Below are 12,204 nucleotides of genomic sequence, written 5' to 3' on the forward strand. Positions count from 1 at the left end.
GGCGTGCCGGGGCGTTCAAGAGCCGTTGTGCCCGCTGTGCGGCCCCGGGTATCAGCGCGGTTCCGGTTGTGCTTCCGGTCGGCGCGCGACGAGGACGAACTCGCGGCCGGGCCGGTCCGGGGCGTCGCGTACGTCGTCGAGGGCGTACCCCTGCGCGGCGAGTGACGCCTCGATCTCCTCCCGCCCCCGGAACCGCAGGGTGGAGGTCGAGGTCAGCACCTCCCGGCGCGCACCGAGAAGGTAGGTCCAGCGGAACGTGACCAACGGGCCGCTGACGTCGAGAAGGTCGACCCAGTGCTCCACCGGTCCGGTGCCCGGCACGTCCACGACCCGGTGCGACGCCTCGCGGTTCCAGCCCTCCCACGCGCGCCTGGCCGGGTCCCGCGTCTCGAACACCAGGCGGCCGCCCGGCCGCAGGGCGTCGTGGGCCCCCCGCAGGGTCTCCCGCCACGCCCGGGGGTCGGCGATCGCCTGGGCGACGTTGGCCGTCATCGTCACCAGGTCCACGCGCAGTGCCGGAAGCGCCGTGGCGTCACCGGCGATCCAGCGCACCCGCTCGCCACCCGGCTTTGCCCGGGCGACGTCGAGGACCGCCCGGGCCGGGTCGACGGCGACGACCTCGATCCCGAGGCCGGCCAGCCGCAGTGCGAACACCCCCGTTCCGCAGCCGATGTCCAGGACCCGGCGGGCGTCGAACTCCCGCACCACGGCGGTGTACGCGTCGAGGTCGCCGCGGTCGGGGTCGAGGGCGTCGTACATCGCGGCCAGCCGCGGGTCCTCGAATTCCTCGTCAGCCATGTGGCGACACTACCCGCCGCGAGACCCACGTCACATCCGTGCCCGTGTCACGTTTCCCGAGCCCCGCACGTCAGGGCTGCGTAACCGTCACCACGCAGGAGGAGACCGCCATGGAAGCCCGTGTGAACCTGTTCGGCAACGCCCTCGCGCTCACGTTCTTCAAGCACATCAACTCGGCGGGCCGGGTGCCCGGGGAGTCGGGGCTGCCGCTCGCGACCCAGGAACTGGTGAAGATCCGCGCCAGCCAGATCAACGGCTGCGGCTTCTGCACCGACATGCACACCAAGGACGCCGCCGCGGCCGGTGAGACCTCGGTGCGCCTGAACCTCGTCGCGACCTGGCGCGAGGCCACCGTCTTCAGCGAAGCCGAGCGCGCCGCCCTCGAACTCACCGAGCAGGGCACCCGGATCGCCGACGCCGCCGGCGGCGTCACGGACGAGGTCTGGGCGAACGCCGCCAAGCACTACGACGAGGACCAACTCGTCGCCCTGATCGGCCTGATCGCCGTCATCAACGCCTACAACCGCATCAACGTCATCAACCGGCAGCCCGCCGGCGACTACCAGCCGGGCCAGTTCGGCTGACGGCGGGCGCCGCAACCACGGGTACGGGCCGCCGTACCCGCGCCGTTCGCCGCCGCGCGGGGACGGCGCGGGCGGCCCGGCACCCGGCGGGACGCCGCCGGAACCTCCGGGCGATCTCAAGTGCCGTTGCCACGAGCCGTGACATTCGACGTGACCTACCAGGTCTCCGACACGGACGTCTCGAGCCCGGCGATCCGTGCGACGGTGCGTCGGCACTCGCTGCTGTCGTACGTCTTCGGCACCGGCATCCTGGCCACGGCCGTCAACCTGGTCGCCGGGATGGTCACCGGCCGACCCGGTCAGCGCCCGCATATCCCCGGTCGCAAATCCCTGTCAAGTCCCGCATTTCAGCGACATGACGCCGGGCGTCGCGCCCGGCTTACTGGAGGCATCGGGTTCACGCCCCCAGGGCGGCCCACCGGACACACCGGAACCTCCACCGACGCTCACGAAGGACAACGACCATGGCCCGCATCCCGTACACCAAGCGCCTCGTCACCCTCACCGCCGCGACCGCCCTGGCCGCCGGAGGAGCGCTGCTCCCCACCACCGCGTTCGCCGCCACCACGCCGTCCGAGGCGCACGCCGCCACCGCGAAGGCCGGCCGCGGCGGCGGTCACGGCGGAGGCTGGGGCCACGACGACCGGGGGCGCGGCGGCTGGAAGCACGGCGGCAACCGCCCCGACAGCAGTGGCAACGGTAACGGCAGCATCATCATCGTCCTCGGTAACAACAACTCCACCAACGTCAACAACGGCACCGTCAACAACGGCGTGATCCTCGACTGAGCGTCCGGCCCCTCCGCGCCGCCTCCCGAGAGCCCCAGCACCTCCGGCCACCGGAGGTGCTGTTCCCGTTCCGGTTCGCCGCGAGGCACCGGCCGGGGCCCGGGGTCACTGCTCGGAGCAGACCTCGTCGCCCGGTGATGTGCGCACCCGGGCCAGGAGTCCGCGGAGCGCCGTGATCTCCTCCGGGGACAGATCACCGAACAGCCCCCGTTCGACCTCCTCCACCGCCGTCTGGGCCTCGGACAGGACGGCGCGTCCGCGATCCGTGATGGCGACGATGTGCCGACGGCGGTCGGACGGGTCCCGTCGACGCTCCACGAGCTGCGCGGACTCGAGGTCGTTCAGGATCGCGACCATGATGCTGGGATCCACCTCGAGCGCCGCGACGAGACCCTGCTGCCCCATGGATCCGCACCTGCCGAGCAGCATCAACGTGGCACCTGCCCGCGGTGTCAGACCGCAGGAGGCGAAGGCGCGCTGGACCCGGCCGTTGGCGATGGCCCCGTGCCGGGCCAGCAGGAAACCGAGCTGCTCCAGCGGGTCGCCGCCGGCGGCATCCTCAACCGCGATCTCGTTCACTGCCATACGTACATGGTAGCGCGACACCAACCATCGTGGTCTATGGGTAATCCATGAATTTCAACGATTTCGGGGACCGTGCGGCGGCTCCACGGACGGAGATCCACGGCGCCCCGTCAGTGACGTTTGTGTCCTGTTATTCCGCTTCTCCGGATTCCTTGCGCGAGGCGATGGTCACACACCATAAACGATTGACGGCCATCAATCATCTGTTAGGTTCCATTCACCAGCGATTCACAGCGACGCCGGCCCCGCGGATCCAGCGCCTGCGAACCAGGCGCCCCGCACCGGCGGCCCCCGCGCAATCGCCCCCGCACGACGGGGACCGGCCCACCGGCCGGACCGTCGTCCGACGCCCCGCACACCGGGGCGCAGCAAGGAGTAACCAGTCATGAACAAGTGGACGCGCATCATCGCCACCTCCACCGCCTCGGTCGCGCTCGCCGGCACCGCCCTGCTCGGCGCCACGGGCTCCGCCTCCGCCGCACCCCGGCCCTCCGGCCAGGACCGGCAGACGGTGACCGTCAGCAGCACCCCCTGGGACCGGAACGCCGACCGCGGCGGGAACAACGACCGGCGCTGGCACGACGAGATCACCCGCCACCACTACGACTACGGCCACCACCAGGTGCAGTACTGGTACGGGTACGACGGCAAGCTCTACCGCTACGACGGCCACCGCCTGGCCCGCTGGTCCCACGGCCACTGGGTGACCGTCTGGCAGTCCCACGGCCACGGACCCGTCCGCTGAGGCCCGACCGGATCCGGCACACCCCGCCGGACCACGCACGCCCCGGCGACCGGACAACCCGGCCGACAGGGCAGGGAGCCACGCCGGTGCCGAGCCGCCCCGTCCTCACACGGCCCGGCACCGGACGGCTCCCGTCGCTCGCCCTCCCCTGATGCCGCCGGCACACGAAAGACCCGGAGAACACCATGCTCAAGACCACGCCAACGACGAAGTCCGGCGGACTGCTCAACAACGTCCTCGTGGCGGTTCGGCGCCAGCAGTCGGCCGCCGCCCCCGGCAGCGGACGACACCGCGGCCGGCCCGCCGGCGAACGCGTCACCGCCATCGGCATCCCGGGCATGGGCGCCCACCGCCGCCCACTCGACGCGCCCGGCCCCGGCACCACGGCCGCCCAGGGCTGAACACCGCCGAGGCCGCTCCACGACACTCAGGCCGCCCGCGCCCTGGTGCACACCCGGCATCACGGTGACGAGCCGGCCGGACGCGTGCCGCGCGCACCGCGCGCGCCCCCACACTCTTGCGCGAGAAACAGCGCCGGCTCCCCGTCCCGGCCCCGCACCTCCCCCTCCTGGTGTCCGGGCCTATCCGGAACGGGGAGCCTTTCGACGTCGGCGCACACATTCGAGCACAGGCTCGGCGCCGCCCCATCCGGCGGCCCCTTCAGCGCCTACGGCGACCCGTGCGCCGCCGAGGCGACGATCCGCCGCGCCCCGGGTGAGTCCTCCCCGCCGGGCGACACCGCGGTGCGCCTTGGCGTGTCACGCCGTCCCATTGCCGTTTCAACTCCCCATACACCAGGGGAGGTCGCCGCTCCACGCCCAGGCACTTACCAAAAGTAAGCGACTAATCCCCTCTTTGGCCCGCGGTAGCCGAGTGCACCACGGTGGAGCCGTGGGACCCGCGCCTCGCACCCCCGGCGACGCGGACCACCGGGCTCCCCGGCGCCGTGACGCCGGGGAGCCGCCCCACGGGGCCACGAACACGTCTGACGCAAATGGAACTTCACATGGCAACCCTGCTGCACCTCGACTCCTCCCTCCACCCGGGCTCCGACTCCCGCTCCCGCACCGTGGCGCTGACCTTCCGCGACGCATGGCAGGAGCAGCACCCGGACGGCACCGTCGTCTACCGCGACCTCGCCGCGGACCCGCTCCCCCATCTCGACGTGCACGGCTTCTCCGCCGCCTTCGTCGACACCTCGTCGCACACGCCCGAGCAGGCGGCGGCCTTCGCGGGCCGTCTGGCCCTGATCGAGGAACTGGAGCGGGCCGACGCCGTGCTCCTCGGCGCCCCGATGTACAACTTCACGATCCCGTCGACGCTCAAGAGCTGGATCGACCACGTCCTCATGGTCGGCCGGACGACCGGTGACACCTCCAGCGTGAAGGGCGTGCCGGTCACCGTCGTCGCCAGCCGCGGCGGCTCCTACGCGCCGGGCACCCCGCGGGAGTCCTCCGAGTACGTCCAGAACTACCTGCGGTCCATCCTCGGTGAGTACATGGGCCTGGACGTGGACTTCATCGTTCCCGAACTGACCGCGGCGGCGTCGAACCCGGCGATGGCGGAGCTCGTCCCGCTCGCCGAGGCCTCGTGGGCCCGGGCCCTGGAGGACGCCACCATCAAGGGCAAGGAGGTCGCGCGGCGCGTCGGGGCCGCCTGACGCCGGGCCGTGTCCTGCCCGGGGACAGGCAGGACACGGCTGCCCGCGCGCGCTGCCTGGTACCGGGAGGCATAGGACCAACGTTCCGTGGCCGGCGCGGCCGCGATGACGCAGCCTTGGCCGTGGCAAGCACATCTCGGCCTCCCGCCGCGGTGAACCCCCGCCCCGTTCGGAAGATGCGCATGAACCACCAGACGACCACCCATCGCAGCGCCGGTGACCACCACGACCCCACCGGCCCCGACCTCGACAGCGCCCCCGGCTCCGGCTCCGGCACGCAGGAGTCCGGCATCGACGGTCTGGCGCACCTGGTCGACGACATCGCACACGCGATGGCCAGCACGCCGGAAGCCGTCCTGGCCGGCATGTCGGACGACGTGCTGAACGCCCTCTTCCTCCTGCACGTCCAAGAGGACCGGGGTCCGAAGTAAGGCCCGCCTCACCTGCCGGCTTTCCTCCGGAAATGTACATTTACATGGTGAACGGCCGATTGGCGTTGCTCGCCGATGTCGAGAAGGGCATCGCCGAGGGCGAGGTGCTCCGGCTCGCCCTGCAGCACGCGGTCGCCGAGCTGGACGGGCTGGGCGGCACGGTCCACCTGTGCGGGCCGATGTCCGCACTGCGAATGGTGTCCACGGTCGGACTGTCGCCGGGGTCCGTTCGCCCCTGGGAGATCATCGACCAGGAGAGCCCGGTGGTCCCGGCGCGTGCCGTGCGCACGCACGGCCGCGTGTGGGCGGCCAACGGGTCGGCCGGCGCCGTCCGGCCCGCGACGCGGATGGGTTGGCCCGGCACGGGACTGGCCTCCGTGGCACTTTCGGACGGCGTCAGCTCGGTGGGTTCGCTGACCGTCGTCACCGGCCCGGCCGGGGAGCCCACCGAGGAGCAGTGGCGGTTCCTCGAGGCGGTGACCGCCTGGGCGCAGGAACGCGTGGACCAGGCCCCGCCCCCGAGCCGCCCCACTCACGAGGAGCCCAGCGGCAGCCGGCTGCGGCAGGCGCTGAAGGCCGTCGAGGTGGGAACGTGGGACTGGAACATCCGCACCGGCGAACTCGCCTGGGACGACGCGGCCATGGCCGTCTACGGCACCGATCCCGCCGACTTCGTGCCCCGGGTCGAGAGCTGGATGAAGGTCGTCCACCCCGACGACCTGCGGTGGACGCTCGCCGCCGCCGAGAAGGCGATCCGGAACCGGGGCGTGTTCGAGGCCGAGTACCGGGTGCGTCGCCCGGACGGCAGCTACGGCTGGACCGAGACCCGCGCCAAGGTGGTCCTGGACGACCGGGGCGAGCCGTACCGGATGATCGGCACGGCGTGGGAGAGCAATGAGTCGCGTTCCGCGCGTGATGCGCTGAGCCGTGCCCTGCGGTACATGAGCGACGGTTTCCTCTCCGCTGACGAGGACTGGCGCATCACCTTCGTCAATCTGGAGGCGGAGGACGTGCTCGGCTCCTCCGAGGAGGAGTTGTTCGGCCGGGTGCTCTGGACGCTGCCGTCGCTCCGGCAGGTCCCCGGCCTGGAGGCCCGCTGCCGGGAGGCCGCGGCCAAGGCGGCGCCCGCGAGCTTCGACGTACGGATGCCGGACACGGGCTCCTGCTACCACGTCCGGCTGGTCCCGCAGCCCGACGGGGTGACGCTCTACTTCACCGACGTCACCGACCGGCGCAGGCACGAGGCCGAGCGCGCCGCCGCCGAGCGGGCGGCGGGCGAACGCGCGGCCCGGATCGCCGAACTGACCGCGGCTCTCGCCAAGGCGACGACCTCGCGCGACGTGGTGGACGCCGTCGCCCAGCGCGTCCTGCCGCCGTTCTGCGCCACCGGGCTGCTGGTGCAGGCGCTCGAGGACGGCAGGGCCTACAACGTGGGGTCCGTCGGCTACCCGCAGCCCTTCCTCGACAACCTCCAAGGCCGCCCCCGGGGCGCCGAGGACCCGGTGTGGGACGCCATCTCGACCAGCGGACCGGTCTTCGTCTCCTCGCCGGGGGAGTACGCGGCGCGCTACCCGGCCACGGCGGACCGCCCGCACCTGACCGGGAAGGGGTCATGGGCCTTCCTGCCGCTGACCGCCTCCGGGCAGACGTTCGGCGTCTGTGTGGTCGCCTTCGATCAGCCGCGGCGGCTGACGGACGAGGAGCGCACCCTGCTGAGCGCCATCAGCGCCTTGGTGGCCCACGCCCTGGAACGCGCCCGGCTGTACGACGCCGAGCACACCCGCTCGCGGGAGCTGCAGAGCGCCCTGCTCCCCCAGGAACTGCCCGCGCTGCCGTCGTGCACCCTCGCCGCCCGCTACCTGCCGACCGAGCAGGGCGCCGACGTCGGCGGCGACTGGTACGACGTGATCCCGCTGTCCGCCGGGCGCGTCGCGTTCGTCATCGGCGACGTGATGGGCCACGGCCTGTCCGAGGCGGTCACCATGGGCCGCCTGCGCACGGCCGTCCACACGCTGGCCGGTCTCGAACTGCCCCCCGACGAGATCATGGGGCACCTCAACGACATCGTCGGCGGACTCGGCGCGGACTCGTACGCCACTTGTCTGTACGTGCTCTACGACTCGACCACCGGCATCTGCTCGGTGACGCGCGCCGGCCACCCCCCGCCCGCGGTCGTCCATCCCGACGGGACCGTGCGCTTCCCGAAGGCGCCGCCGAACCCGCCCCTGGGGGCGGCGGAGCAGCCTTTCGAGAGCATCGAGCTGCGGATCCCCGAGGAGAGCCTGCTCGTGCTGTTCACCGACGGGCTGGTGGAGTCCTCCGAGCGCGAGATCGACGAGGGCCTGGGCGACCTGGCGCGGCTGCTGGCCGACGGTGACGGTGGGGACCTGGGCGCGCTCTGCGACACTCTCACCTCCGGGCTGCTCCCCGTGGGGCGGACCACCAGCGACGACATCGCCCTTCTCGTCGCCCGCGTCCACGCGCTCGCTCCCGAACGGATCGCGTGCTGGCCGCTCCCCGAGGACCCGCGGGCGGCGGGGAAGGCCCGCAGGCACGTGCGGGAGCAACTGTCGGCGTGGGGGCTGGAAGAGCTGACGCCGACGACGGAGCTGCTCGCCAGCGAGCTGGTGGGGAACGTCGTCCGCCACGGGAAGGGCCCGATGACGCTGCGACTGCTGCGGGACATCGACCTGGTCTGCGAGGTCTCCGACGACAGCCTGACGATGCCCCGCATCCGCCACGCGTCCGAGACGGACGAGGGCGGCCGGGGGCTGCAGCTCGTCGCCTCGCTGTCCCAGCGGTGGGGCACCCGTTACACGCCCAACGGCAAGTGCATCTGGACGGCGCAGCAGTTGCCGGACCCCGACGCACGCCCGCCGCTCCTGGGCCTGGAGCCTTTCGACGCGGACGCGGTACCGCCCCTCGACTGACGGTGGGGGCAGGGCGACTGCCGCTGATGGCAGGCGTGTTGCCGGAAGGGCGACCGCCGGGCCGGTCCCCCGGAGGCATGGTGTGACACGTCTGTGACAGTCGGCGGACAGCGTCATGACGTCGGCGCGCAAGGGTGGTCCATAGAGGGCAAAACGCCCCAATCGGACATCCACCTCCTGCTTCCGAGGGCGTGAGCAGGGACGACAGCCGCCGAAGGACACCCGATGAGCTCCGCACCCACCACGCCCCAGCCCGGCACCGACACCGCCGAGATCCCCGGCACCGGGACCGAGGTCCCCGAACTCGCCCCCCGCGAACGCGAGACCCTCCGCCACATCGCCGCGGGCCGCACCTACCTCCAGACCGCCCGCCACATGGGACTGTCCAAGCACACCGTCGACGCCTACCTGCGCCGCATCCGCGCCAAACTCGGCATCTACAGCACCGCCGAACTCACCCGCACCGCCATCGCACTCGGCCTGTGAGCGCCAGGGCCTCGTCCGCCGGCGCGGTCAGGACCGGCCGAAGCCGCTGAGGAACGCGTCCACCACGAGGTCGGCCGCCTTCGGGGGCTCCACGTCGGGAAAGCGGTGGGAGACGGTGTCCACCAGTTGGTCGAGGACCGCCCGCACCCACTCCGGGGCGGCATCGGGGCGCAGATACCCCTCGTCCACGGCGCGCCGCAGGAAGGCGTCCAGGCGCGCGCTCTGCACCGCACGCCGGCGGTCGGCGTCGGGGTCCTGCCGCATCATGCGGCGCGTGTCGAGCGGCCACTCGCGGCTGACCGGGACGATCCCCTCCACGTAGCGGTGCAGGGCGACGGCCACGGGCGCCTCCATGAGCCGCGCCTCGTCCAGAACGCGCTCGGCGGAGTCGAGTTTCGCGTGAAAGACGGCACTGAGCAGCGCTTCTCGCGTGGCGAACCGGCGGTGGACGGTCGTCCGGTCCACCCGGGCGGCACTGGCGATGGCCGACATCGAGGTACCGGGGTCCTCGGCCAGCAGCCGGGCCCCGGTGCGCAGGACCACGGCGAGGTTACGTGCGGCATCGGCTCTCATGATGGCGCTCATGCTAGCAGCGAGTCGCAATTAGACGTACATCACCATCGTGGTCGCTGCAAAAGGATGGAGTACTGCTACATTGGTGTTGCAGTTAGTCGACGAGCTTCCACAGCTTCCGCGGTTCGGCCCATCGGCCCGGGAGCGCTCGTCACAGGACAGGAGGAACGTTCCATGGCACGTACGTGGCTGATCACCGGTGGTTCCCAGGGCCTCGGCAGGGCCCTCGCGGTCGCGGCGCTGGAGGCGGGCGACCAGGTCGCGGTGACCTCGCGCAGGCCGGAGGCACTGACGGAACTGGCGGAGGCGCACCCCGAGCGGTTCCAGAGCCTCGCGCTGGACGTCACCTCGCCCACGGAGGCCCGGAAGGTGGTCGCCGCGGTGGTCGAGCGCTTCGGCCGTCTCGACGTCGTGGTCAACAACGCGGGCTACGCCACCACCGGCACGGTCGAGGACTTCCCGGAGGACGAGTTCCGGGCGCAGATCGAGGCGAACCTCTTCGGGGTCGTCAACGTGACGCGGGCGGCGCTGCCCGTCCTGCGCGGCCGGCGTTCGGGACACTTCGTGCAGGTCTCGTCCGTCGGCGGCCGCGTCGGCGGCACGCCGGGCCTCAGCGCCTACCAGACCGCCAAGTTCGCGGTCGCGGGCTTCTCCGAGGTCCTGGCGAACGAGGTCGCCCCGCTCGGCATCAAGGTGACCATCGTGGAGCCGGGCGGCATCCGTACCGGCTGGGCCGCCGGCGCGGCGCTGACCTCCGGCCCGATCGGCGCCGACTACGAGCAGACCGTCGGGCGGTGGCAGGAGCGGTTCGCGGCCTACAGCGGCAACGAACCCGGTGACCCGGCCCGCATGGCCCGGGCGATCGTCGACGTGGTGGGCGCCGAGGAGCCCCCGCGCCGCCTGCTCCTCGGCGCCGACGCCCTGGAGATCGCGCTGAGCGCGGAGGAGGCACGACTCGCGGAGGCCAGGGCCTGGGCTCACGTGAGCCGCTCCACGGACCACCCGGCCGCACCCCGCTCCGCCTGACGCTCACCCCCGCCTGCACCCGCCCCTCTTCGCCTTTGCCCCATCGCCAGGAAGACATAACCGATGATCATTCGCGACAGCCTCTACATCGGCGGCTCCTGGGTGACCCCCAGCGACCCGGAGCCCCTCCTCGAGATCCGCTCCCCCCACGACCAGTCCGTCCTCGGCCGCGTGGCCCAGGCGGCCGACGCGGACGTGGACGCGGCCGTTGCCGCGGCGCGTGAGGCCTTCGACAACGGGCCGTGGCCGCGCTCGGACCCCAAGGAGCGGCAGGAGGTGATCCGCAGGGTCAACGCGCTGCGCGAGGCCCGGGCCGACGAGATCGCCGCGACCATCTCCGCGGAGAACGGTTCGGCGGGCTGGTTCACCAAGGCCGGCCAGCCGTTCCTGACCCGCCAGGTCGAGGCCTACCTCAAGGCCGCCGGCGAACTCGGCTGGGAGGAGGTCCTCGAACCCTCCGACCCCTCGGTGGACTTCGACACCGTCGTCAGGCGCGAGCCGATCGGCGTGGTCGCCGCGGTCATCCCGTGGAACTCGCCCTTCTCCGCGGCCACGGCGAAGCTGACCCCGGCCCTGCTGGCCGGCAACACCGTGGTGCTGAAGGTCTCCCCGGAGAACTCGCTGAGCATGACGCTGCTGGCGGACCTCTTCCACGAGGCGGGTCTCCCCGAGGGCGTGCTCAGCGTCCTCCCGGCGGACCGGGAGACCAGCGAGCACCTCGTCTCGCACCCGGACGTCGACAAGATCGCCTTCACCGGGTCGACCCGCGCCGGCCGGCGCATCGCCTCGATCGCCGGCGAGCAGCTCAAGCGGGTCAGCCTCGAACTGGGCGGCAAGTCCGCGGCCGTCATCCTGGACGACGCCGACCTCCCCGCCGTGATGCAGGGGCTGCGCTTCGGCTCCCTGGCGAACAACGGCGAAGCCTGCATCCTGCAGTCCCGGATCCTGGCGCCGCGCAGCCGCTACGAGGAGGTCGTCACGGCCCTGAAGGAGATGGTGGAGTCGCTGAAGGTCGGCGACCCCTCCGAGCCGGACACTTTTATCGGCCCCATGATCCGCCGCGATCAGCAGCAGCGAGTGATCGACTACATCAAGCTGGGCATCCAGGAGGGCGCCCGGCTGGTGACCGGCGGCCCCGAGGTACCGCAGGGGCTGGAGCGGGGCAACTACGTCACCCCCACCGTGTTCGCCGACGTCGACAACGGCATGCGCATCGCCCAGGAGGAGATCTTCGGCCCCGTGCTGGTCGTGATCGCCTACGACGACGAGGACGACGCGGTGCGGATCGCCAACGAATCCGACTACGGCCTGTCGGGAGGCGTCTGGACCTCGAGCCCGGAGCGCGCGCTGGAGATCGCCCGCCGGCTGCGCACCGGGACCGTGACCCTGAACGGCTCCCCGGTGAGCTTCGACGGGCCCTTCGGCGGATTCAAGGCCAGCGGCATCGGCCGCGAGTACGGATCGGTGGGCCTGACCGGCTACGTCGAGCACAAGACGATCACCCGCCGGCGGTGACCGCGGACGAGCCGGGCCCGGAAGGTGAGAGGCGCCCCGGGCCCGGCGGTCTCCGGTCGGGGCGGCACGGACGGGTCAGAAGT

Annotated in this window: 13 protein-coding genes and 1 pseudogene; 11 read left to right on the forward strand and 3 right to left on the reverse strand. The window is 72.1% G+C overall.

The features are described 5' to 3' along the window. Window positions 1-51: 51 nt before the first annotated feature. Window positions 52-798: a class I SAM-dependent methyltransferase gene (locus AC3EUJ_RS23815; protein WP_431964541.1), complete on the reverse strand. Its 747-nt coding sequence runs from the start codon at window positions 796-798 to the stop codon at window positions 52-54. 110 nt (window positions 799-908) lie between these two features. On the opposite strand from AC3EUJ_RS23815, the gene AC3EUJ_RS23820 reads away from it, so the two are divergent. The 3 genes and pseudogenes from AC3EUJ_RS23820 (at window position 909) to AC3EUJ_RS23830 (ending at window position 2,170) form a co-directional block, all read left to right on the forward strand. Beyond that, window positions 909-1,382, forward strand: a complete 474-nt coding sequence (locus tag AC3EUJ_RS23820) for a carboxymuconolactone decarboxylase family protein (RefSeq protein ID WP_431964543.1) — start codon at window positions 909-911, stop codon at window positions 1,380-1,382. A gap of 120 nt (window positions 1,383-1,502) precedes the next feature. Next, window positions 1,503-1,673 (forward strand): annotated as a pseudogene (locus tag AC3EUJ_RS23825) (DUF1345 domain-containing protein); the annotation flags it as partial. A 173-nt stretch (window positions 1,674-1,846) separates the two neighbouring features. Continuing rightward, complete coding sequence (locus AC3EUJ_RS23830) at window positions 1,847-2,170, forward strand: hypothetical protein (RefSeq protein WP_431964572.1); 324 nt, start codon at window positions 1,847-1,849, stop codon at window positions 2,168-2,170. 105 nt (window positions 2,171-2,275) lie between these two features. Here AC3EUJ_RS23830 and AC3EUJ_RS23835 read toward each other — a convergent pair whose 3' ends face one another. After that, window positions 2,276-2,755, reverse strand: a complete 480-nt coding sequence (locus tag AC3EUJ_RS23835; protein WP_431964545.1) for a MarR family winged helix-turn-helix transcriptional regulator — start codon at window positions 2,753-2,755, stop codon at window positions 2,276-2,278. A 385-nt stretch (window positions 2,756-3,140) separates the two neighbouring features. Here AC3EUJ_RS23835 and AC3EUJ_RS23840 point away from each other — a divergent pair, with 385 nt between their 5' ends. From AC3EUJ_RS23840 to AC3EUJ_RS23865, 6 genes are all read left to right on the forward strand, one after another. Beyond that, window positions 3,141-3,500 carry a hypothetical protein gene (locus AC3EUJ_RS23840; RefSeq protein WP_431964547.1) on the forward strand — a complete coding sequence of 120 codons (360 nt, stop codon included), beginning with the start codon at window positions 3,141-3,143 and terminating at the stop codon, window positions 3,498-3,500. Window positions 3,501-3,685: 185 nt separating this feature from the next. Further along, the gene (locus AC3EUJ_RS23845; protein ID WP_431964549.1) at window positions 3,686-3,901 is read left to right on the forward strand and encodes a hypothetical protein; all 216 of its coding nucleotides are present in this window, start codon (window positions 3,686-3,688) and stop codon (window positions 3,899-3,901) included. A gap of 605 nt (window positions 3,902-4,506) precedes the next feature. Next, window positions 4,507-5,160: an FMN-dependent NADH-azoreductase gene (locus AC3EUJ_RS23850; RefSeq protein ID WP_431964551.1), complete on the forward strand. Its 654-nt coding sequence runs from the start codon at window positions 4,507-4,509 to the stop codon at window positions 5,158-5,160. Window positions 5,161-5,342: 182 nt separating this feature from the next. Further along, window positions 5,343-5,591 (forward strand): hypothetical protein, encoded by a 249-nt coding sequence (locus AC3EUJ_RS23855; RefSeq protein WP_431964553.1) that lies wholly within the window; start codon window positions 5,343-5,345, stop codon window positions 5,589-5,591. Between the two features lie 32 nt (window positions 5,592-5,623). Beyond that, window positions 5,624-8,521, forward strand: a complete 2,898-nt coding sequence (locus tag AC3EUJ_RS23860) for a SpoIIE family protein phosphatase (protein ID WP_431964554.1) — start codon at window positions 5,624-5,626, stop codon at window positions 8,519-8,521. Window positions 8,522-8,746: 225 nt separating this feature from the next. Beyond that, complete coding sequence (locus AC3EUJ_RS23865; RefSeq protein WP_431964555.1) at window positions 8,747-9,007, forward strand: response regulator transcription factor; 261 nt, start codon at window positions 8,747-8,749, stop codon at window positions 9,005-9,007. A 27-nt stretch (window positions 9,008-9,034) separates the two neighbouring features. Here the strand turns inward: AC3EUJ_RS23865 and AC3EUJ_RS23870 are convergent, their stop codons facing one another. Beyond that, window positions 9,035-9,580, reverse strand: a complete 546-nt coding sequence (locus AC3EUJ_RS23870) for a TetR/AcrR family transcriptional regulator (protein ID WP_431964557.1) — start codon at window positions 9,578-9,580, stop codon at window positions 9,035-9,037. Window positions 9,581-9,754: 174 nt separating this feature from the next. Here AC3EUJ_RS23870 and AC3EUJ_RS23875 point away from each other — a divergent pair, with 174 nt between their 5' ends. Together AC3EUJ_RS23875 and AC3EUJ_RS23880 are read left to right on the forward strand one after the other, a co-directional pair. Further along, entirely contained in the window at window positions 9,755-10,606 is an 852-nt protein-coding gene (locus AC3EUJ_RS23875) for an oxidoreductase (RefSeq protein WP_431964559.1), read from the forward strand. Between the two features lie 63 nt (window positions 10,607-10,669). Further along, window positions 10,670-12,121 (forward strand): aldehyde dehydrogenase, encoded by a 1,452-nt coding sequence (locus tag AC3EUJ_RS23880; RefSeq protein WP_431964560.1) that lies wholly within the window; start codon window positions 10,670-10,672, stop codon window positions 12,119-12,121. Window positions 12,122-12,204: the final 83 nt, after the last annotated feature.

It is taken from the genome of Actinacidiphila sp. bgisy160, assembly GCF_057707815.1.

What these genes read in the sequence shown, in the direction of transcription:
- AC3EUJ_RS23815 (WP_431964541.1), bottom strand. Translation starts at nt 798, where the DNA reads ATGGCTGACGAGGAATTCGAGGACCCGCGGCTGGCCGCGATGTACGAC.
- AC3EUJ_RS23820 (WP_431964543.1), top strand. Translation starts at nt 909, where the DNA reads ATGGAAGCCCGTGTGAACCTGTTCGGCAACGCCCTCGCGCTCACGTTC.
- AC3EUJ_RS23830 (WP_431964572.1), top strand. Translation starts at nt 1,847, where the DNA reads ATGGCCCGCATCCCGTACACCAAGCGCCTCGTCACCCTCACCGCCGCG.
- AC3EUJ_RS23835 (WP_431964545.1), bottom strand. Translation starts at nt 2,755, where the DNA reads ATGGCAGTGAACGAGATCGCGGTTGAGGATGCCGCCGGCGGCGACCCG.
- AC3EUJ_RS23840 (WP_431964547.1), top strand. Translation starts at nt 3,141, where the DNA reads ATGAACAAGTGGACGCGCATCATCGCCACCTCCACCGCCTCGGTCGCG.
- AC3EUJ_RS23845 (WP_431964549.1), top strand. Translation starts at nt 3,686, where the DNA reads ATGCTCAAGACCACGCCAACGACGAAGTCCGGCGGACTGCTCAACAAC.
- AC3EUJ_RS23850 (WP_431964551.1), top strand. Translation starts at nt 4,507, where the DNA reads ATGGCAACCCTGCTGCACCTCGACTCCTCCCTCCACCCGGGCTCCGAC.
- AC3EUJ_RS23855 (WP_431964553.1), top strand. Translation starts at nt 5,343, where the DNA reads ATGAACCACCAGACGACCACCCATCGCAGCGCCGGTGACCACCACGAC.
- AC3EUJ_RS23860 (WP_431964554.1), top strand. Translation starts at nt 5,624, where the DNA reads ATGTACATTTACATGGTGAACGGCCGATTGGCGTTGCTCGCCGATGTC.
- AC3EUJ_RS23865 (WP_431964555.1), top strand. Translation starts at nt 8,747, where the DNA reads ATGAGCTCCGCACCCACCACGCCCCAGCCCGGCACCGACACCGCCGAG.
- AC3EUJ_RS23870 (WP_431964557.1), bottom strand. Translation starts at nt 9,580, where the DNA reads ATGAGAGCCGATGCCGCACGTAACCTCGCCGTGGTCCTGCGCACCGGG.
- AC3EUJ_RS23875 (WP_431964559.1), top strand. Translation starts at nt 9,755, where the DNA reads ATGGCACGTACGTGGCTGATCACCGGTGGTTCCCAGGGCCTCGGCAGG.
- AC3EUJ_RS23880 (WP_431964560.1), top strand. Translation starts at nt 10,670, where the DNA reads ATGATCATTCGCGACAGCCTCTACATCGGCGGCTCCTGGGTGACCCCC.